Consider the following 20,232-nt stretch of genomic DNA (forward strand, 5'->3'; position numbering starts at 1 on the left):
GCTCGCCCACGAAGAGTCCATGACCCTCACCGCCGACCGCGGCCCGCTCCACCGGGACCTGCTCGCCCGCGAGGCGGCGCGCGTCCTGTTCGGCAACTGGACCGGGGCCTCCACGGTCCCCTCCCATGCCCTCTACCCGCACCAGTGGAGCTGGGACTCCGCGTTCATCGCGATCGGGCTGCGCCACGTCTCGCCCCGGCGTGCCCAGCGCGAACTCGAATCGCTCCTCGGCGCGCAGTGGGACGACGGCCGGGTCCCGCACATCGTCTTCAACCCCGAGGTGCCGCACGCGGCCTACTTCCCCGGCCCGGACTTCTGGCGCTCCAGCCGCACCGCCGGCACACCCCGCGGCCTGGAGACCTCCGGCATCGTCCAGCCGCCGGTCCACGCGCTCGCCGCGCTACTGGTCCACGAGGCCGATCCGGACACCTCCCGCGCCCGCGGCTTCCTGCGGAGGCTGTACCCGCGTCTGGCGGCCTGGCACGCGTACCTCGCGACCCGGCGCGACCTGGGCGGGCGGGGCCTCGTGTCGATCGTCCACCCGTGGGAGGCCGGGATGGACAACAGCCCCTGCTGGGACGGCCCGCTGTCCAGCGTGGACCCGGTGCCCGTATCGGCGTTCCGCCGGGCCGACCTCGTGGCGGGCACCGCGTCCGACCGTCCGACGGACGTGGACTACGGACGCTACGTACGCCTCGCCACGGACTATCGCGACGGCGGCTACCGCGACGACGTGCCGGGGGCGTTCGCCGTGGAGGACCCCGGGTTCAACGCCCTGCTGATCGCCTCCGAGCAGGCACTCGCCACAATCGCGGAGCTTGCCGGCGCCGATCCTCATCCGCACCGCGCCCGCGCGGCCGCGCTCTCCGCGGCCCTGGTCGAGCGGCTGTGGGACCCGGAGTACGGCATGTTCCTCTGCCACGACGTCCGGGCCGGCCGCCCGGTGCGCCGGCGCAGTGTGACGGGACTGCTGCCGCTGATGCTGCCGGACCTGCCCCCCGAGGTGGCCGGGACGCTCGTGGGCACGGTGGGCGGAGCGCACTTCGGCCTCGGCACCGACACGGCCATGGTGCCGAGTTTCGACCTGCTCTCCGACGCGTACGACCCGGCCCGCTACTGGCGCGGACCCGCCTGGTTCAACACCAACTGGCTGCTGCAGAGGGGCCTTGGGGCGCACGGCGCCGAGACCGAGGCGCGTGCGCTCGGCGAGGCCATGCTCGACGCGGCCGGCGCGTCGTCCTTCGCCGAGTACGTCGACCCGCGCACCGCGCAGGGCCGGGGCACTCGCCGCTTCAGCTGGACGGCCGCGCTGGTCCTGGACGTACTCGCCGGGACGAAGGCGCCGTGACAGCCGAACATGCGGGCCGACTGCTCGTGCACGCCGCCACGTTCGCCGCGCTCGGCCCCGGCGGGGACATCACCGGGACCCGGGGCCGCTCCCCGGACGGCCTGTTCGTCCGCGACGCCCGCCACCTGAGCCGCTGGCGGCTCCTCGTCGACGGCAGCGCCCCCGGGATCCTGACGCCCGGGGGCCGGTCGGGCGGGCCCGCGGTCCTCGCCCCGGACGGCACGAGGGACGAACCCCCGGCGTACGTGATCTTCAGGCGCCAGGCGCTGTACGAGGGCACCCTCACCGAACACACCACGGTGACCAGCAACGTCGCGCACGATATGACGCTGACGCTCGTCCTTGAGGCCGACGCGGACTTCGCCGACCAGTTCGAACTGCGCTCCGACCGGCGCACCTACGACAAGACCGGCGCGGTACGCGAGGTGGAGGAGTCCGGGGGAGACGTCACATTCCACTACCGGCGTGCGGAATGGCACTCCGCGACGACCCTCTCCGCCCGTCCCCTGCCCGACGAGGTCCGCCCGCTCGGCACGAGTGGCCGGGCCCTGACCTGGCGCCTGGCGCTGCCCGCGGGCGGCGAAGCGCACCTGGCCGTGACGGTGACCGCCCGCCCGCACGGGGCGCCCGCCCCCCGCCGGCCGGGACCCGCGAGTCCGGACGAGGTCGCGCACCGCGTGCGGTCCGAGGAGGCGGACATCCGCCGCGACGACCTCCCGCCCCCGCCGCAGGGCACGGGCAGCGCCCTGCGGCAGGCCTGCGCGCAGGGGCTCGCCGACCTCGCGGGGCTGCTCGTGCCCGCACAGGGACCCGACGGGGAACGCGTGTCGCCGCCGGGTGCCGGAGTGCCCTGGTTCCTCACGCTGTTCGGCCGGGACTCCCTGATCACCTCGTTCTTCGCGCTGCCCTACCGCCCCGCACTCGCCAGGGCCACCCTGCTGGGACTCGCGGCCACCCAGGCGCAGGCATACGAACCCGGGCGCGTCGCACAGCCCGGCAAGATCGTGCACGAGGTCAGGCACGGCGAACTGGCCCACTTCGGCCAGGTGCCCTACGGCCGCTACTACGGCTCCGTCGACAGCACCCCGCTCTTCCTCGCACTGCTCCACGCGTACACCGAGCACACCGGGGACCCGGCGGTGGCCCGGCGCCTCGAAGGGCACGCCAGGGCCGCTGTCGCCTGGCTGCTGGGGGACGGCGGACTCGGCGGCCGGGGCTACCTCGTCTACGAGGCGGACGAGGCGGGCCTGCTCAACCAGAACTGGAAGGACTCCGCCGGTGCCGTCTGCTTCGCCGACGGCACTCAGCTGACCGGGGCCGTGGCGGTCGCCGAGGCGCAGGGATACGCGTACGACGCCCTGCGCCGTACCGCCGCCCTGGCCCGCGCCGTGTGGCAGGACACGGCCTGGGCACGGGAGTTGGAGGCGCTCGCCGGGGATCTGCGGGAACGCTTCCACCGCGACTTCCTCCTGCCGGAGTCGGCCTTCCCCGCGCTCGCCCTGGACGAGGGGGGCCGCCGCGCCGACGTGCTGGCCTCCGACGCGGGCCACCTGCTGTGGTCGGGCATCCTCGACGCCGACATCGGACGGCGCGTGGGCCGGCGGCTGACCGAGGACGACTTCTTCTCCGGCTGGGGCATCAGAACACTCGCCGCCGGCCAGCACCCCTACCACCCGCTGTCCTACCACCGGGGCAGCGTCTGGCCGCACGACACCGCGCTCGCCGTGCTCGGCATGGCCCGCTACGGTCTGCACGACGAGGCGGCGGTCGTCACCCGGGGCCTCCTCGCGGCCTCGGAACACGTCGGCCACCGGATGCCCGAGGTGTTCTCCGGCCACGCCCGCCCGGGCCCGGGCGACCCCGGTGGCCCGGTGCCCTATCCGCATGCCAACTCCCCGCAGGCGTGGGCGGCGGCGACGCCGCTCGCCCTGCTCACCGCCGTACGGACCGGACACCCGGGGGCCTGACACCCCGGGTGCCCGGCCCGTACCCAGGGCGACGGCACATGCCTCGCCGCAACCCCCAGCCGAGGCCTTCCCCGGTGCGGGCGACGAGCGCCGGGCAGCCTCGGCTCACCGAGAGCGCGTCAGCCGTACACCAGCAGGTAATCGCAGGTGCTCGTACCGTCGTGGAGCGACGTGTCGCTGTTGAGGACGTAGAAAGTGCCCGCGAACCCGGCCGCCGTCATCTTCGGCACCACGATCAGCGTCTGACGGGCCATGTCCAGCCCGGCCGGGACCACTACGTTCCGGTACAGCAGCGTGAACAGGTTCTGCCCGAGGCTGTTCAGCCTGAGTGCGCGGTACGTGCGATCCCCGGCGCCCGGCGGACCCGAGATGGCCACCTGATTGGCCGGGGCTCCCCACTGCGAGGGCTGGGTGGCCATGCGGCCCATCATTTCCAGTTCCTGCAGACGCCTCTGCGTACTCGCCCGGACGCCCGCCATGTGAAGGTGCAACTGGTCGAAACGCCGGGCCGTCTGCGAGTTGATCCCGATTCCGATATTGGGGTACTGCACCGGCACACTCCCCCCGCTCCGCGCGTTCTCCCAGGCGTCGTTCCAGTAGTTCTCCACTCCCGAGGTCTCCAGGAACGGGCATTCGATACCCGTGATCCGGCAGCTCGGGGTGAGGAGATAGTTGTGCAGAGTCTCGGGCCGGCCGTGCAGTACGACGTAATTCGTCGTCACTTTCAAGCAGTCGGGCTTGTGCTGCGGCGGTGGCGGGACGATTCCCTGGGTGCAGTACTGGACGTCGTGCCACAGTGGATCATCGTCGGTGGGACGGCCGCAGAGGGGCTGGAACTGCGCCGGGGGACAGGGCGCGGCTCCTGATCCGGGAGGCGCGGGAGCGCACGGGTCGGGCAGGGGGCCGGGGGGCACCGGATCGGTCGCGGCGGTCGCGCTCCCACTCCCCGGCACACCGGCCAGGAGTGCCGCCGCACCCACGGCGGAGAAAGCGACGAATTTACGCCTGGGCACCTCGTTCTGATTCTTCTGGTCAGTCATGCGTGATCTCCGGTGGTGATGACCGATGCTCGGATCTACTGGCCATGGCAGCGACAGGGAAATACCGCCCGGCGTCAGCGCCGGCTGATGCGATCACAGGGTAGGCGGTGACGAAGACGTTGCCCATCGACTGAATGGGTGGCCGTCCTACGTCTGCCTTATTGCCCTGCCCCGTGCGATCGGTCCGCGGAATTCCTTTGTCGCGGACGGAGGCGCGGAATCGGATTTCGTCGCGGGCGGGAGGACGGAAAGCGGACGCGGGGCGATATCCGCAACGGGTCACCTGCCCATGACGGGCCACCTTCCCGTGCACCGCGCCGCGCTTCTCCTCGCGCGGCGAACAGGACCGGGCGGAACCGGTTCACCACGAAAAAGACCGCCGGCCGTGCCTTCCGGACAGGGAAGAACACGGCCGACGGCCCACGGAAGGCCCGGGAGAGCAGAACCCTGCCCTCACCGGCGGCGATCCTAGATGTCGAAGTACAGCTCGAACTCGTGCGGGTGCGGGCGCAGCTGGATGGGGGCGATTTCCTTGGTGCGCTTGTAGTCGATCCACGTCTCGATCAGGTCCGACGTGAAGACACCGCCCGCCTGGAGGTACTCGTTGTCCTCCTCCAGAGCGGTCAGGACCGCCGGGAGGGACGTCGGGACCTGGGAGACGCCCGCGTGCTCCTCGGGGGCGAGCTCGTAGAGGTCCTTGTCGATCGGCTCGGCCGGCTCGATCTTGTTCTTGATGCCGTCGAGGCCCGCGAGGAGGAGCGCGGAGAAGGCCAGGTACGGGTTGGACGACGGGTCCGGCGCGCGGAACTCGACGCGCTTGGCCTTCGGGTTGGAGCCGGTGATCGGGATGCGCATGGCCGCGGAGCGGTTGCGCTGCGAGTACACCAGGTTGACCGGGGCCTCGAAGCCGGGGACCAGGCGGTGGTAGGAGTTCACCGTCGGGTTGGTGAAGGCGAGGAGCGACGGGGCGTGCTTCAGGATGCCGCCGATGTAGTAACGCGCGGTGTCCGAGAGGCCCGCGTAGCCCTGCTCGTCGTAGAACAGCGGCGTGCCGCCCTGCCACAGCGACTGGTGGACGTGCATGCCCGAGCCGTTGTCACCGAAGATCGGCTTCGGCATGAAGGTCGCCGTCTTGTTGTTGCGCCAAGCGACGTTCTTGACGATGTACTTGAACAGCATCAGGTCGTCGGCCGCGTGCAGCAGCGTGTTGAACTTGTAGTTGATCTCGGCCTGGCCCGCCGTGCCGACCTCGTGGTGCTGGCGCTCGACCTGAAGGCCGGACGCCTCCAGCTCCAGGGAGATCTCGGCGCGCAGGTCGGCGAAGTGGTCCACCGGCGGGGCCGGGAAGTAGCCGCCCTTGTAACGGACCTTGTAGCCGCGGTTGTCCTCGGTGGAGCCGGTGTTCCAGGCACCCGCCTCGGAGTCGATGTGGTAGAAGCTCTCGTTCGACGTCGTGTTGAAGCGGACGCTGTCGAAGACGTAGAACTCCGCCTCGGGACCGAAGTACGCGGTGTCCGCGATGCCGGTCGACGCGAGGTACGTCTCGGCCTTCTTCGCGATGTTGCGCGGGTCGCGGCTGTACTGCTCGCCCGTGATCGGGTCGTGAATGAAGAAGTTGATGTTCAGCGTCTTGTCACGGCGGAACGGGTCGACACGCGAGGTCGACAGGTCGGCGCGCAGCGCCATGTCCGACTCGTGGATCGCCTGGAAGCCGCGGATGGACGAACCGTCGAACGCCAGCTCCTCCGTCGGGTCGAACGACTTCGCCGGCACCGTGAAGTGCTGCATGACACCGGGCAGGTCGCAGAACCGCACGTCGACGAACTTGACGTCCTCGTCCGAGATGAATTTCTTGGCCTCGTCGGCGTTCTGGAACATCCAGCTCCTCCTCCTCCCGCTCCGGGGAGGGGCGGGGGCTTGACACTCGGCTGTGAGCGGGCGATCGGGCCGGGGTCCCTCGGCCCGTGCTCAAGGGCACATGGTGTCCGCGAGCCTATGTTTCCGCCATTTCTCCAGCATGACCCGTTTGTTTCGTCCGCGTTAACCGGCACGCCGGGAAGGGGGTCCCGCGCTCGGGGGGTGGCCGCTTTTTGCCGTTGCGCGGGCGCGTACCGTAGCCGTGTGGACAACAGGGATGCAATCGGGTCATGGCTCTCCGGCCCCCGTGTGGCCGCCGAGGACATGGGCGTCGACTTCGGGTACCGCGGAGAGCGGCTCGGCCTGCCGCAGGACGGCCCCGGCTCGGTCGCCCGCTTCGGCCGGCGCCTCGGTGCCGTTTTCGTCGACTGGGTGCTGTGCGTCGTCATCGTGTACGGGCTGATCACACACAGCGGCGCGAACACCGTCGAGAACTGGGCGCTCGCCGTCTTCTTCGTCCTCAGTGTCCTGACGGTCGGCACGGTCGGCTCCACACCGGGCAAGCGCCTGTTCCGCCTCCGGGTGGTCGCGGAGGGCGGCGGGCGGCTCGGCGTCGTGCGCGTCCTGATCCGCAGCGTGCTGCTCTGCCTCGCGGTGCCGGCCCTCATCTGGGACCGCGACGGCCGGGGCCTGCACGACCGGCTCGCGCGCGCCGTCCAGGTCCGCATCTGATCGCGCGGCGCCCGACACGGAGCGGGAAGTACGGGTACGGCGGGAGAGCGAGGAGAAGGGGCGGCCGGTGGTCCCGGCCGCCCCTTCTCGTCACCCCGTGACCCCGTGCGCGTCCGGCTCTCGTCCGTCGTCGCCCGCCGCGCGGCGTGCGTCCCTACCGGTGTGACGGTGAATCGCCGCCCCTTGATGACGTGGTGGCCCTCCGGGAGGGCCGGGCGGGGCGACTGCAGCGCCCGCACGCACACGAGAGGCCCCGGGCCGCCGGGGGCCCGGGGCCGGAGGCTCAGATGGTCGGTGTGTCGTCCACGACCGGCTTGTGCAGCTCCTGGACGAACCGCCAGCCGTCGGAGGGCTCCAGGAACTTCGCGCGCGTGGGGTAGATGTCCACGAAGCGGCGGTCGCGCTCGGGGCTGGCGCTCTTGCGTCCCCGGGCGCGCTCCTCGAAGAGGTCGATCTTGACGTCGGGTACGGAGACGGAGTCCTCGTTCCACCGCTGCACGACGCCTTCGCCGAACGCCTTCCGGGCGGCGGCGTACAGCTTGCCCAGGGACTCGGCGTCTCCGCCGGGTACGAAGAGCGCGAGGTCCAGGAGCACACCGGCGCTCTCGATGACCTCGATCTCCTCTCCCTTGTCGTGCTCGATCCAGATGCCGGACTCGTCCTCACTGTCCGGAAGGATGTGCAGGGTCTCGCCGAAAACGGTCCTCGCGCTGAAGGACCCTCCTTCGAAATCCTTGCCCGGCTGTGTGAGGGAGGCCGGGGCATAACATTCGAGAGAAAGGTCGTCGATGTCCGCCGACACGAAGACCTTGTCGTTGACGCCCAACTGCGAGACTTCCTCCGCGGTGAGACGTCGGGCCGCGATTTTCCTGGTGTTCATGCCTTTCCCCTTCTTGGTGCTGCATCCCCGAATTAAGGGAAATCTATCACGAACAGGCCTGTCGCCGTGGGGACTTGGGCTTATCGCAGGAATCCGGCCGGGGGCGTGGGTCCGGCGCGTCGCCGCCGGCCCAGTGACCTCTTCTCCCGTGCGCGTACGCGAGGAACGTGCCGTATTTCCCTCGGTGATGACGTCGGGGCGCGGTGTGTATTTCCATGGCTCCGGTGGGCCATGGAATCGATGGCCGCGTCGAGGGCCCGGTCGCAGTGGGTCTCCTGGCGCGAGCAGGGGGACCGTGGAGTCTCGCGGACATGCGGAGGTCGCGGTAGCCGGATGAATACCTCCTCAATCGCCAGTACATCTTCACCCGTGCGAGGAAGGTGATTCCCCGCCGGGAAAACAACCCCCGTGCGCGGGAAGTCGCCTGTACGTCATATCGCGCCGATATGTGCGGCGGAGGATGTGGCAGAACTGCGTGCGCCGCCGCTAGGAGATCTCGGCGGGCCGTATCCCGGGCCGCCCGTATATCGCGTGCGCCCCCATGCGATTGTTTCCGACCCGACGGAACACGTGTCGAGAACACGCTGCGTGGGATGCCGGCGAAACTCCTCCGGGGATGTGGGGAACTGCGGGCGATGGCTGACGAGTTCATCGGTCGGGCCCACGGGTGGAAAGACGACTGCCCGTGAGCGGCAGTCGGAATGCATGCGGCTCTCGGCGGCGCGACGGCGCGACGGCGCGGCCGCGCGAAAGGGACTCCGGGGGAAAGGGGGGAGACGGGACCGAGGGACATCCTCGCGCCCTCCGCGTACGGGCCAGGGAATGAAGTGCCCGATCGGCCCAGGCGGCCGGGAGCCGGGCCGGGCGGCGTCGTTTCTCCGGGCCGTGTCTCCGTTGGCTGGGCACGCCTGCGAGCGAACGATGCGGAGCGAGTGGGGCGGGCGCTGAGCGCGCGGGAGCGGTGCGGGGATTCCCCGGTGCGGGCCCGTACCGCGTCAAGCGGCGGACGGCTTCTCGCAGGGACCATGCCGGCAGCGTCCGCGCAGGAGCCACGGCGGCCGGGCCGGGGCCACGGCCGGGCGGTGTGGGCCCGGGTCGGGCCGGCCGGACACCGAGTGCGGTTCCACGGCCCTGACCGGGCACGTGCGGCGCCGGGACCGGGCGGGACCGGGGGCCGGGCCGGTGGGAGCGCGTCGCGGCGGTTCCGGGGGGCGTCGAGGGCTCCCCGTGGCTCCGCCGCGGCGGGCTCCCACCGGTGAGGGCGGCGGGTTTACGGTTCGGGCGGGACTCAGCCCCGGGGTGAGCGACCGCGCATGCCGCGCCCGGGCATGGGGCCCTTCGGCACGGGCATGTTGCTCATCAGGTCGCCCATCGCCTTGAGCCGGTCGTTCGTCGCCGTCACCGTCGGGCCGTCGACCACGCGGGGCAGCTTGAGGAGCTTGGCCCGCACCTTCTTCAGCGGCACCTGGCCCTCGCCGTCACCGACGATGATGTCCTGCACCGGCACGTCGACGACGACGCGCGCCATCTTCCGCTTCTCGGCCGCGAGCAGGGTCTTCAGGCGGTTCGGGTTGCCCTCGGCGACCAGGACGATGCCCGCCTTGCTGACCGCGCGGTGCACGACGTCCTGGTTGCGGTTCATCGCGACGGCCGGGGTCGTGGTCCAGCCGCGGCCCACGTTCTCCAGGACGGCGGCGGCGGCTCCGGGCTGCCCCTCCATCTGACCGAAGGCGGCACGCTCGGCCCGGCGGCCGAAGATGATCGCCATGGCCAGGAACGCCAGGATGAAGCCCAGGATGCCCAGGTAGAGCGGGTGGCCGATCACGAAACCGATGGCGAGGAGGACGCCGAAGGTGACGATCCCTACACCCGCGACGACCAGGCCGACCTTGGAATCGACCCGTCGGGTCATCTTGTAGGTAAGAGCGATCTGCTTCAGTCGCCCTTGGTTCGCAGCAGAGTCTGCGTTGTCCTTCGTCGCCATGTACAGAAGTTTACGTGGCCTGAGAAGAGGGGCCGGACACAGCCTCGATCACGGACTCGACCTCGGCCCGGTCCCGCGCGGCCCGGCGGTCCTCAAGCACCGCCGACCAGGCGTTACGTCGGGCCGTTCGCTGTCCGCCGCTCAGCAGCAGCGACTCCGCGGCTCGCAGCGCGAACCGCGCGGCGGCCAGCGGGCTGACACTCGGGTGGACCGGTGCGGCCTGCATGATGGCGATCTCCCTGGGAGAGGCAAGACGGAACGGGCGGGGCGTGCGACGGGTGCCCGGGCGCGGGGTGCGCGCTGTGTGCATCCAGCGTCACTCACCGGTGTTACCAGTGCGTGACCCGGCGGTCAAACCGCGATGACACCTTGACGGGTGGGACCGGGGGCCGCCGAAAACGCCGACGCGGCCCGTACACGTCCCTCACCTGGGGGATGCGTACGGGCCGCGCCCGGTCATGCCTTTACTCGCCGGTAGCCGCTTGTGCTCGGATTCACACGGCCGGCGGTACCGCGCCGGCCGTGCCGGCCTGTACCCCTGCGCCCGCGAGGTTGGCGCCCCTGCGCTCCATCGCCTGCTGGAACAGCCGGCCGGCGCGGTAGGAGGAGCGGACGAGAGGGCCGGACATGACGCCGGAGAAACCGATCTGGTCGGCCTCCTCCTTCAGCTCGACGAACTCGTCGGGCTTGACCCAGCGCTCCACGGGGTGGTGGCGCACCGAGGGCCGCAGGTACTGGGTGATGGTGATCAGTTCGCAGCCCGCCTCGTGGAGCTGGCGCAGGGCCTCGCTGACCTCGGCGCGCTCCTCGCCCATGCCGAGGATCAGGTTGGACTTGGTGATCAGGCCGGCCTCGCGGGCCCGCGTGATCACTTCGAGGGAGCGCTCGTAGCGGAAGCCGGGCCGGATGCGCTTGAAGATCCGCGGGACGGTCTCGACGTTGTGCGCGAGCACCTCGGGCCGGGAGGAGAAGACCTCGGCCAGCTGCTCGGGTACCGCGTTGAAGTCGGGGATCAGCAGCTCGACCTTGGTCGCGCCCGACGCCCGCTCGGCCGTCAGGGCGTGGATCTGGCGCACGGTCTCCGCGTACAGCCAGGCACCGCCGTCCGCGAGGTCGTCGCGGGCCACGCCGGTGATGGTGGCGTAGTTCAGGTCCATCGTGACGACGGACTCACCCACCCGGCGCGGCTCGTCGAGGTCCAGCGCCTGCGGCTTGCCCGTGTCGATCTGGCAGAAGTCGCAGCGCCGGGTGCACTGGTCGCCGCCGATGAGGAACGTGGCCTCACGGTCCTCCCAGCATTCGAAGATGTTCGGACAGCCCGCCTCCTGGCAGACCGTGTGCAGGCCCTCGCTCTTGACGAGCTTCTGCAACTGGTTGTACTCGGGACCCATCTTCGCCCGGGTCTTGATCCACTCCGGCTTGCGCTCGATGGGGGTCTGACTGTTCCGGACCTCCAGACGCAGCATCTTGCGTCCGTCGGGTGCGACAGCGGACACGTCCGGCACCTCTTTCTGGCTGGCGCGGCATTCGATTCTTCGGCGAATACCAGGTTACGCCCGTGAATTACGTGGTCTGGTGGTCCGTCCGGCCGGTGGTCGGCGGGAGTGGGGACCGGGGGAGCGGAAGGGCCGGGACCGAGGCGCCCGGCTCGGGAGGGGTCAGGCGCTCGCGCGCTCCAAACCGGCGGGCTCCGCGGCCTCCGCGTCGCCCTCCGCCTCCGCCAGGACGTCCCGCAGGTGCCGCTCCACCACGGGCAGCACCTCCTCGACGCGCACGTCGCGGCCCAGCTCGTACGCGAGCGAGGTCACCCCCGCGTCCCTGATGCCGCACGGCACGATCCGGTCGAAGAAGGTGTTGTCCGGGTTCACGTTGAGCGAGAAGCCGTGCATCGTGACGCCCTTGGCGACCCGGATCCCGATCGCCGCGAGCTTGCGGTCCTCGCGGCGCTGGCCCGCGTTGGACGGCGCGTACTCGGGGCCGTTGAGGCGGGGGTCGAACTCGTCGGTCCGCACCCGGGGGTCGAAGTCCAGCACGAGGCCGGTGGCGGCGGGGCGGCTCTCCACGGTGTCGCCCAGCACCCACACCCCGCTGCGGCCCTCGACCCGGGTCGTCTCCAGGCCGAAGCCGGCGGCCGTGCGGATCAGGGCCTCTTCGAGACGGCGCACGTGCGCGATCACGTCGACCGGGTTCGGCAGCTTCAGGATCGGGTAGCCCACGAGCTGGCCGGGTCCGTGCCAGGTGATCTTGCCGCCGCGGTCGACGTCGACGACCGGGGTGCCGTCGAGCGGGCGCTCGTTCTCCTGCGTCCGGCGGCCGGCGGTGTAGACGGGCGGGTGTTCGAGCAGCAGGCAGGTGTCCGGCACCTCGTCGGCGACGCGTGCCGCGTGCACGCGACGCTGCTCCTCCCATGCCTGAAGGTATTCGACGGCGTTCTCGCCGAATCCCAGACGGACGTACCGCAGGTCACCCACGGCCGTGCCTCCTTAGAGCTATCGGTGCGCCGAGGCGTTCCGTGCCCTTCTGGCGCTCTCGCAACTGTACGGCGGCGGGTGGGTGCGCGGTCCGGGAGGTGGCGGACGCGACAGGGACGGGATCCGGCGCACGGTCCGGCGCATGTGCCTGACGCAGTTTCTGGGTGCGCTTTCCAGCCTTGTGGCCGATCCTCACACGATCGGATGAACCCAGGGTGAAAGCCACTGTGGCGTTGGTTATTACCGCTAAATTCACGCCGATCGTGAGGGGCCGATGGTATGGGGCTGCCCCGGGGCCCGGAAGGCAGGAGACCATACAGCTGATGTCGGAACGACCTCCCCAGCGCAATCCCAATCGCCGGCTCGCCGCGCTCATCGCGGAGGCAGGCTTCTCCCACGCGGGCCTCGCCCGCAGGGTCGACCAGCTGGGCCTGGAACACGGACTCGACCTCCGCTACGACAAGACGTCGGTCACGCGCTGGCTGCGCGGCCAGCAGCCGAGAGGCACGACGCCCGCCCTGATCGCCGAGGTCTTCACCCGAAGACTGGGGCGCCGCCTGTCCACGCAGGACCTCGGCCTCGACGCGTGCGCCCCGGTGTACGCGGGTCTGGAGTTCGCCTCCACGCCCGAGGAGGCCGTCGACATCGTCGGCGGCCTGTGGAAGAAGGACTCCGGCAGCCACGCGGAACTCCGCAAGATCGCCTTCACGCCCGCTGGGCTGGTGGTCCCCAGCCGGGACTGGCTGATCGGGCGTCCGGACGAGCGGGTGGGGCACCCGGGACCCGGGACGGGCCCGGCCGCCGGCGGGGCACCGCCCGGCACGCGCCCGGTGGCGGGGGCGCTGGCCGGTCCGGCCGGCCCGGGCGCGGGCGCCGCCGCCGGGGCCGTCACGGGCGCCGCGCGGGTGCCCGCCCAGCCGTCGGCCGGGCCGCTGGAGTCCGCACTCGTGCCGCGCCCGCGAGGAGAACGCGCGAACGCCCCGGGCCAGGTCCAGGGCCAGGGCCTCGGTGTGCGGGTGACCGCTGGCGACATCGCCGCGCTGCGCTCGGTGGGCGAACTCTTCCGCAGCCTCGACCAGCGCTACGGCGGCGGACACGCGCGCCAGGCGCTCGTGCGCTACCTGGAGCACGAGGCCGAGCCGATGCTGCGCGGTGCCTACGGGGAGTCCGTGGGCCGGCGCCTGTTCGGCGCGGTCGCCGACCTGACGAGGCTCGCCGGGTGGACGTCGTACGACATCGCCGCGCACGGCCTCGCGCAGCGCTACTTCGTCCAGGCCCTGCGGCTGTCCCAGGCCGCGGGCGACCGGGTGTACGGCGCGTACGTCCTGGTCACCATGAGCCGCCAGGCCGTCTACCTCAGCCACGGCAGGGAAGCCGTACAGCTCGCGCGGGTGGCGCAGCAGGGCGTGGGCGTGACGGTGCCGCCGGTGGTGCAGGCGCTGCTCCACGCGGCCGAGGCACGCGGTCACGGCGTCCTCGGGGACGCGCGGGCGTGCACCTCCACGCTGCTGCGGGCGGAGCGGGCCCTGGAGGCGGCACGGCCGGGAGACGACGTGCCGCACTGGGCGCGGTTCTTCGACGAGGCGCAGCTGGCCGACGAGTTCGGGCACTGCCACCGGGACCTCGGCCAGTACCGGGCCGCCGCGCAGCACGCGGAGCGCTCGCTGAGCCTGCGCACGCCCGAGCTGGCCAGGAGCCGGCTGTTCTGCACGGTGGTCCTCGCGACGGCGCGCCTCGGGCTCGGTGAGCTGGACCAGGCGTGCGCGCTCGGCGCGGAGGCCGCGCACGCGGCGGCCGAGATGCGCTCCGTACGGGCGGTGGAGTACGTACGGGACTTCGAGCGGCGCCTGGAGCCGTACCGCGACGCGGCTGCCGTACGGACGTACCGGGACCGGGTGTCGGCCCTGCGCTAGCGGGGGACGCGGGTCGCGCGGGCGCCGGAGACGGCCCTGCGCGGGGCCCGGTGGCCGCCGTGCCCCGCGTCCGACCAGAGCCGTGGACGGGACGCGCAGCCGCCCGTCGCGTCGCTGAGGGCCCTGCGGCGGCCCGGGGCGGGAGCGCCCGCGGCCCGGGGCGCGGCTCCCGCCCCGGGACTCCGATTCCCGCCCCTGTGCTTGGTTCCCCGCTCCCCGGGCATCGGCACCGGGGGGCGGGGTGTCCTGTGGGTGTCAGGCCGCGGTCTCGGTGCTCTCGGTGGCCTCCCCGGGCCCCGCGGCCAGAGCCGCCTGCAGGGGGACGGCCGGCTCATGTTCGGTGCGGCGCCGTGCGGGGGTGCGCTGCGTCCGCAGGTCGGTGAGGACCGCGCGGGCCGCACGGCGCCCCGAGTACAGCGCGCCCTGCACCGTGTTCGTGTCGCGGTGGTCCCCGCACACGTACAGGCCGCCCAGGAGGCGCACGGCCCGGCGCAGGTCGTGCGGCGGCCGCATCGTCGGCACGGCCTCCGGGGCGTGGTGCGTCGCGATCAGTTCCCAGGTGTGGGTCGGCACGCCGTACATCCGGGACAGCTGCCGGAGCACGTCCGCGTCGGGCGGCGGCGGCCCCAGCACCGTCGACGAGACGAGGGTCCGCCCCCGGGGCGCGCGCGTCGGGTCCACCGCGCTCATCACGGCGCTGTGCGAGACGGGCCCGCGCCGGTCGGCGTCCAGCACCAGCGATGCGCCCGTCGGCGGCGCCTCGGGCGCCGCGTGGTGGACGACCGTCACCTCCTGGAAGTCCGGCACGCGCAGGCCCGGCAGCAGCTCCGCCGCCGCCCGGGCACCGGTCGCGACCAGCAGCGCCCGGCACGCGATCTCACCGTGCTCCTTCGTCGTGACCCGGTTGATCGACGCGTCGGTCACCCACACGTCGGTGTGCACGAGGCACCCCGGCGGCAGCGTCGCGGCCAGGATCTCCGGCAGCGCGGCCGCCCCGCCCTCCGGTACGCACAGCCTTCCCCGCGCGAAGCCGCGCAGCGCCAGGTCCGCGCAGCGGCTGGAGGACGTCAGCCCGGGGTCGTACAGCAGCGCCGACAGCAGGAGCCGGGCGAGCGGTGACGTGTACGCCTCGCGCGCCGTGCGCTCCGGCCGGGCGAGCAGCAGGTCGGCCGGGGTCGCCGCGAGGCGGCCGAGCGCCGCGCCCAGCCGCGCCTGGTCCAGGGCGACGGAGCGGGGCGGCAGCGGCGACAAGGGGGCGCTCGCGAGGGCGCGCACCGCGGTCAGTGCGCCCCGCGTGCTCCTCGGGGTGTGCAGCACACCGGCCCGATAGCGCCGGCCCTCGCTGTGCACGGCGAAACCCGGTGCGAAGGGACGCAGCGGCACCGCTTCGATGCCCGGCGTGCGTCGTAGCTCCGGGTACGCCGTACTGAGCAGTTGTCCCACCCGGTCGAGCAGGAAACCGTCCACCCGCTCGGTCGCCATACGGCCGCCCACATGGGACGCGGCTTCGAGGACGGTGACGCGCAGCCCCTCGGCCGCCAGGTGGTGTGCTGCGGCGAGACCCGCGATACCTGCCCCGATGACGACGACGTCCGTCCGGGAGTCCATGGTGTTGACGCTGACGCGCGGTGTGAATTCGAGCACGTGCCCCTCCCCGAGGTCGGCACGGCCGGCCGGGCCTTCGGGGGTCTCCCGACAGCCCCTGGAATCGGCCGAGTTCGTGGTGAGGTTACGGGCGGCGGAGCCCGTTTCCCACGCGCGCGGAGACGGGGCACCGGAGCATGGGCGGCGCGCGCCACGAGGCGCTGAGCGCCCTCGGCCGCACCACCGCGCGCACCGCTCCCGCCCCGCGCGCCCGCCCACCGCCGCGCGCGCCGATCCGGACGGCGGCCGACGGGCCCCGGCCTGTGTGGCGAGCAGAGTGACCCGACGGCCCCGCCTCGGGTGGCGAGCAGCGACCCGACGGCCCCGGCGCGGGCGGCGAGGGATCACCCACAGGCTCTCGGCCCGGGCCACGAACCGCCCCCGCCCGGGCCCGGCTCGGACGCACAGGACCCGGGCCGGGGCCTGACGGGTCCCTACGCCCCGGGCTTCACGCCGCCGCCCTGATGGCGTCCTCCACCGTCGGGAAGGCGAAGGCGAATCCCGACTCCGACAGCCGTTTCGGCAGCACCCGCTGACTGCCCAGCACGTCCCCCGACATCTCCCCGAGCGCCAGCCGCAGAGCCGCCGCGGGCACCGGGAACGCCGTCGGCCTGTGCAGCACCCTCCCCATCGCGGCGGTCACCTCGCGGTTCGTCACCGGCTCCGGCGCGGTCAGGTTGACCGGACCCTCCAGCGTCTCCGTGTCGATCAGGTGCCGCAGCGCCGCCACGTGGTCGTGCAGCGCGATGAAGCTCCAGTACTGCCGTCCGTCGCCCATCCGCCCGCCGAGCCCCGCCCTGAACAGGGGGAACAGGCGTCCCCACGCGCCGCCTCCGCTCGCCACCACCAGTCCCGTACGGGGGAACACCGTGCGGATACCGGCCTCCCGCGCCGCGGCCGTGGCGGCCTCCCACTCGACGCACAGCGTCGGCAGGAAGCCGTGGCCGGGCGGGGAGTCCTCGTCCACGGTGCGCTCGCCGGTGTCGCCGTAATAGCCGATGGCCGACCCGGAGACAAGGACACGTGGCGGCTCGTCCAGCGAGGCGATCGCCTCGGCGAGGGCCGCGGTGCCGAGCAGTCGGCTGTCGCGGATCTCCTTCTTGTACGCGTCGGTCCAGCGGCGGTCGCCCACGCCCGCGCCCGCGAGGTGCACGACGGCCTCGCAGCCGCGCAGGCCGCCCGTGTCGACCCGCTGGAGCCCCGGGTCCCACCGGACCTCGTCGGGCCCGGCGGGCGGGCGCCGGACCAGGCGCACCACCTCGTGCCCGTCCGCGCGCAGGGACCGTACGAGTGCCGTACCGATGAGCCCGGTGGAACCGGTGACCGCGATTCTCATGCCGCCATCCTGCCCCCGGCACCGGGCTCCCCACGGTTGCGCCGCGGCGCGGGTCCTGGCGGCGCCGCGGGGATCACGCCGCCGCGGCCGGACGGTAGTTCACCCCCCGTAGGAGTCGGCTCCGAACCGTCCCGCCGCGGCCGGACGGTAGTTCACCCCCCGTAGGAGTCGGCTCCGAACCGTTCCCACAGCCGGGGGAAGCGCACCTCCAGGATTTCGGGGTCGTCGATGTCGAAGGCCGTGCCCTCCGGCTCACGCGTCTGCGCCGGGATACCGAGATCCGGTGCGACGGAACCGGTGAGTTGCTCGTACGCCTCGTCGGCCGCGTACCCGAGGTCCTCGCCGTCGCCGTCCGCGTCCTCGTCGAAGTTCTCCAGGAGGTCGGCCAGGTCGTCGGGGTCGTGCAAGGCCCCCTCGAACAGCTCGCGGCCCTGGCCGATGAGCCAGCAGCGGAAGAAGTCGAACGCGTCGTCGCTCGCGCCGTCCAGCAGGATCGACGCCGCGCCCCACAGATCCCAGCGGTAGGCGCGGTTGTAGCGCGACTCGAAGTGGCGGGCGAAGTCGAGCACGGCGTCGGGGTCGAGTTGCGCCAGGCGCTCGACCAGCAGGTCCGCGTGTTCCTCCGCGTCACCGCCCGCGGCCTCGCGCGTGCCGTCGACGATCTCCCAGAAGTCCGTCTCGTCCATCACGGGACCAGCATCGTGCCTCGGGCACCGCAACGCACGCGGGCAACGCCCGGATACGTGAATCCCGGCGGAATCCCCATCGAGGGCCCGCCGGGCGCGGCGCGTGCCCCTGCCCCGCGGTGCCGGGCCGACACCCCCCGATACCCGACGGAGGATGTCCGGTTTTCCTGGGACTCTCCCCGCATGGAAACGACGACAGGCACACCCGGCAGCCGTCCACTGACGGGCCGGATCGCCCTGGTGGCCGGGGCGACGCGGGGCGCGGGCCGGCAGATGGCCGTACAGCTGGGCGCGCTCGGCGGCACCGTCCACGTGACGGGACGCACCACCCGCGAACGGGTCAGCGAGGTGGGGCGCCCCTCCGAGACCATCGAGGAGACGGCCGAACTGGTCACGGCTGCCGGCGGCGAGGGCGTCGCGCTGCCCGCGGACCATCTCGACCCCGCCCAGGTCCGCGCGGTGGTCGACCGTGTCGAGCGCGACCACGGCCGGCTGGACATCCTCGTCGACGACATCTGGGGCGGCGAGCACCTGATCGAGTTCGGCAAGAAGGCCTGGGAACTCGACCTCGACAAGGGCCTGCGCATGCTGGACCTGGGGATCCGTGGCCACCTGATCACCCTGCGCTGCGCGCTGCCGCTGCTGGTGCGGCACCGGGGCGGCCTGGTCGTGGAAGTGACGGACGGCACGGCGGAGTCGAACGAGGGCTACCGCGGCAACCTGTTCTACGACCTGACCAAGTACGCCCCGATCCGGCTGACGCGGGGGCTCGCCGCGGAACTGGGACCCGTGGGCTGTACGGCGGTCTCGCTCACGCCCGGTTTTCTGCGCTCCGAGTGGATGCTCGACCACTTCGGCGTACGGGAGGACAACTGGCGTGAGGCGATCGCCGAGGAACCGGCCTTCGCCATCGCGGAGAGCCCGGTCTTCGTGGGCCGGGCGCTGGCGGCCCTGGCCGCCGACGAGGACCGGCACCGCTGGAACGGCAGGTCCCTCTCCAGCGGGCAGCTCGCGAAGGTCTACCGCTTCACCGACACCGACGGGAGCGCGCCTGACGCATGGCCGTTCATCGAGGCGCTGACCGCCGAGGGCGCCGGGGAGGTGGACGCGGAGGACTACCGCTGACCCGCTGACCCGCCGACGCGGGCGCCCCGGCGGTGGGCGGTGGGCGTGGGCGGCGGGCCGTTCTCGTCCCCGCCTGTCCCCGCCCGTCCCGAGGCTCCTACGCGTACAGCCCCGCCAGTCCCCGTGCCGCCTCGGTGAAGCGGGCTCGCAGCGCGGCGGGGGCCAGGACCTCCGCCTCCGGGCCCAGGCCGAGCAGCTGGCCGAACGCGACGTCCTCCGCCTCCATCGCGATCCGCGCGGTGATCCTGCCCTCGTCGTCCGGTGCGGGGGCGTTCGCGAGGGCTTCCTCCGCCGCCGCCCTGTCCGTCACGCGGGGGAGCGCGTCCGCGCCCGCGGTGGTGAGGCGCACCGTCACCTCGTAGCGCAGCAGTGACCGCGCGAACTGCGCGGCTTGCTGCTCCCAGAAGGCTCCGAGTTCGAAGGACGGGTCCCTGCGGAAACGTTCCTCCAGGATGTCCCCCGAGACGAAGCGGTCGACGCGGTACACCCTGAGGTCCTCGTCGGCGTCCCGCCGGCCCGCGCACACGTACCAGACCCCCGCCTTCAGTACGAGCCCGTACGGCGCCAGCTCGCGCCGCGTCTCGCGGGGTTCCTCGGCCTCGTCCCGGCGGCGGTACACGGCCGACACCAGCCGGTCACCCCAGACCGCCTCTGCCAGCACCGGCAGCAGCTCGGGCGTCCGCGGCTCCCGGTACCAGCCGGGGGCGTCCAGATGGAAGCGCCGCGCCACCGAGTCCGGGGCATCCCGCAGCGACGGCATCAGCGCCGCCGAGACCTTCAGCCGCGCCGCACTCGCCGCGTCGGCGAGCCCCATCTCCCGCAGGGCGCCCGGCAGGCCGGAGAGGAACAGCGCCTCCGCCTCGCTCCTGGCGAGGCCGGTGAGGCCCGTACGGTACCCGCCGACGAGCCGGTACCCGCCGCTCCTGCCCCGGTCCGCGTAGACCGGCACTCCGGCCTCGGACAGTGCCTGGGCGTCGCGGGTGACGGTCCGCTCCGACACGTCGAGCTCCTTGGCCAGTTGGGCCGCGGTCATCAAGGGTCTGGACTGGAGCAGAAGCACCATCTTGATCAGGCGGGCAGCGCGCATCCCACCATCATGCAGCGCGACAGGGCCTCCACGTGGAGGAATCCCCGTCGAGGAACTGTGCACAGTCCGTGCACGGCTCCTCGCCGGGGATTGCCTTGACCGTTCCCGCTCCGTCTCGGCCGCCGCCCCGCCTCAGTACCCGGGGCGACGGTCCTCGCACCC

16 protein-coding genes are annotated in these 20,232 nt (G+C 72.5%); 5 read left to right on the forward strand and 11 right to left on the reverse strand.

Annotated features, from left to right (window positions below; genetic code table 11):
• Window positions 1-19 precede the first annotated feature (19 nt).
• Window positions 20-1,348: an MGH1-like glycoside hydrolase domain-containing protein gene (locus tag OG310_RS25615; protein WP_329460381.1), complete on the forward strand. Its 1,329-nt coding sequence runs from the start codon at window positions 20-22 to the stop codon at window positions 1,346-1,348.
• Window positions 1,345-3,315, forward strand: a complete 1,971-nt coding sequence (locus OG310_RS25620) for an amylo-alpha-1,6-glucosidase (RefSeq protein WP_329458208.1) — start codon at window positions 1,345-1,347, stop codon at window positions 3,313-3,315. The genes OG310_RS25615 and OG310_RS25620 overlap by 4 nt, the downstream gene beginning before the upstream one ends.
• Window positions 3,316-3,434: 119 nt before the next feature.
• Here OG310_RS25620 and OG310_RS25625 read toward each other — a convergent pair whose 3' ends face one another.
• A complete protein-coding gene (locus OG310_RS25625; RefSeq protein ID WP_329458209.1) occupies window positions 3,435-4,355 on the reverse strand; it encodes a CDP-diacylglycerol diphosphatase in 921 nt (306 codons plus the stop codon).
• A 468-nt stretch (window positions 4,356-4,823) separates the two neighbouring features.
• Window positions 4,824-6,233 carry a type I glutamate--ammonia ligase gene (gene glnA / locus OG310_RS25630; protein ID WP_329458210.1) on the reverse strand — a complete coding sequence of 470 codons (1,410 nt, stop codon included), beginning with the start codon at window positions 6,231-6,233 and terminating at the stop codon, window positions 4,824-4,826.
• 243 nt (window positions 6,234-6,476) lie between these two features.
• Here glnA and OG310_RS25635 point away from each other — a divergent pair, with 243 nt between their 5' ends.
• Entirely contained in the window at window positions 6,477-6,944 is a 468-nt protein-coding gene (locus OG310_RS25635; protein WP_329458211.1) for an RDD family protein, read from the forward strand.
• A gap of 283 nt (window positions 6,945-7,227) precedes the next feature.
• On the opposite strand, the gene OG310_RS25640 is transcribed toward OG310_RS25635, so the two are convergent.
• The 5 genes from OG310_RS25640 to lipB form a co-directional block, all read right to left on the reverse strand.
• Window positions 7,228-7,824, reverse strand: coding sequence for a hypothetical protein (locus OG310_RS25640; RefSeq protein ID WP_329458212.1), 597 nt, complete (start codon window positions 7,822-7,824; stop codon window positions 7,228-7,230).
• Window positions 7,825-9,112: 1,288 nt separating this feature from the next.
• Complete coding sequence (locus OG310_RS25645) at window positions 9,113-9,808, reverse strand: DUF4191 domain-containing protein (RefSeq protein WP_329458213.1); 696 nt, start codon at window positions 9,806-9,808, stop codon at window positions 9,113-9,115.
• 10 nt (window positions 9,809-9,818) lie between these two features.
• Window positions 9,819-10,034 carry an SCO2195 family GlnR-regulated protein gene (locus OG310_RS25650; RefSeq protein WP_329458214.1) on the reverse strand — a complete coding sequence of 72 codons (216 nt, stop codon included), beginning with the start codon at window positions 10,032-10,034 and terminating at the stop codon, window positions 9,819-9,821.
• A gap of 268 nt (window positions 10,035-10,302) precedes the next feature.
• Entirely contained in the window at window positions 10,303-11,304 is a 1,002-nt protein-coding gene (gene lipA / locus OG310_RS25655) for a lipoyl synthase (RefSeq protein WP_329458215.1), read from the reverse strand.
• Between the two features lie 162 nt (window positions 11,305-11,466).
• Window positions 11,467-12,279, reverse strand: a complete 813-nt coding sequence (lipB, locus tag OG310_RS25660; protein ID WP_329458216.1) for a lipoyl(octanoyl) transferase LipB — start codon at window positions 12,277-12,279, stop codon at window positions 11,467-11,469.
• Window positions 12,280-12,602: 323 nt separating this feature from the next.
• Here lipB and OG310_RS25665 point away from each other — a divergent pair, with 323 nt between their 5' ends.
• Window positions 12,603-14,192 carry a regulator gene (locus tag OG310_RS25665; protein ID WP_329458217.1) on the forward strand — a complete coding sequence of 530 codons (1,590 nt, stop codon included), beginning with the start codon at window positions 12,603-12,605 and terminating at the stop codon, window positions 14,190-14,192.
• Between the two features lie 255 nt (window positions 14,193-14,447).
• On the opposite strand, the gene OG310_RS25670 is transcribed toward OG310_RS25665, so the two are convergent.
• The 3 genes from OG310_RS25670 to OG310_RS25680 form a co-directional block, all read right to left on the reverse strand.
• Complete coding sequence (locus OG310_RS25670) at window positions 14,448-15,800, reverse strand: NAD(P)/FAD-dependent oxidoreductase (protein WP_329460382.1); 1,353 nt, start codon at window positions 15,798-15,800, stop codon at window positions 14,448-14,450.
• Window positions 15,801-16,284: 484 nt separating this feature from the next.
• Window positions 16,285-17,172 (reverse strand): TIGR01777 family oxidoreductase, encoded by an 888-nt coding sequence (locus OG310_RS25675; protein WP_329458218.1) that lies wholly within the window; start codon window positions 17,170-17,172, stop codon window positions 16,285-16,287.
• Window positions 17,173-17,324: 152 nt separating this feature from the next.
• Window positions 17,325-17,858, reverse strand: a complete 534-nt coding sequence (locus tag OG310_RS25680; protein ID WP_329460383.1) for a DUF4240 domain-containing protein — start codon at window positions 17,856-17,858, stop codon at window positions 17,325-17,327.
• 183 nt (window positions 17,859-18,041) lie between these two features.
• On the opposite strand from OG310_RS25680, the gene OG310_RS25685 reads away from it, so the two are divergent.
• A complete protein-coding gene (locus tag OG310_RS25685; protein ID WP_329458219.1) occupies window positions 18,042-18,983 on the forward strand; it encodes an SDR family oxidoreductase in 942 nt (313 codons plus the stop codon).
• A 97-nt stretch (window positions 18,984-19,080) separates the two neighbouring features.
• Here the strand turns inward: OG310_RS25685 and OG310_RS25690 are convergent, their stop codons facing one another.
• Window positions 19,081-20,070 carry a helix-turn-helix transcriptional regulator gene (locus OG310_RS25690; protein WP_329458220.1) on the reverse strand — a complete coding sequence of 330 codons (990 nt, stop codon included), beginning with the start codon at window positions 20,068-20,070 and terminating at the stop codon, window positions 19,081-19,083.
• Window positions 20,071-20,232 lie beyond the last annotated feature (162 nt).

It is taken from the genome of Streptomyces sp. NBC_01497, from assembly GCF_036250695.1.
In the GTDB taxonomy this organism is placed as follows: Bacteria; Actinomycetota; Actinomycetes; order Streptomycetales; family Streptomycetaceae; genus Streptomyces.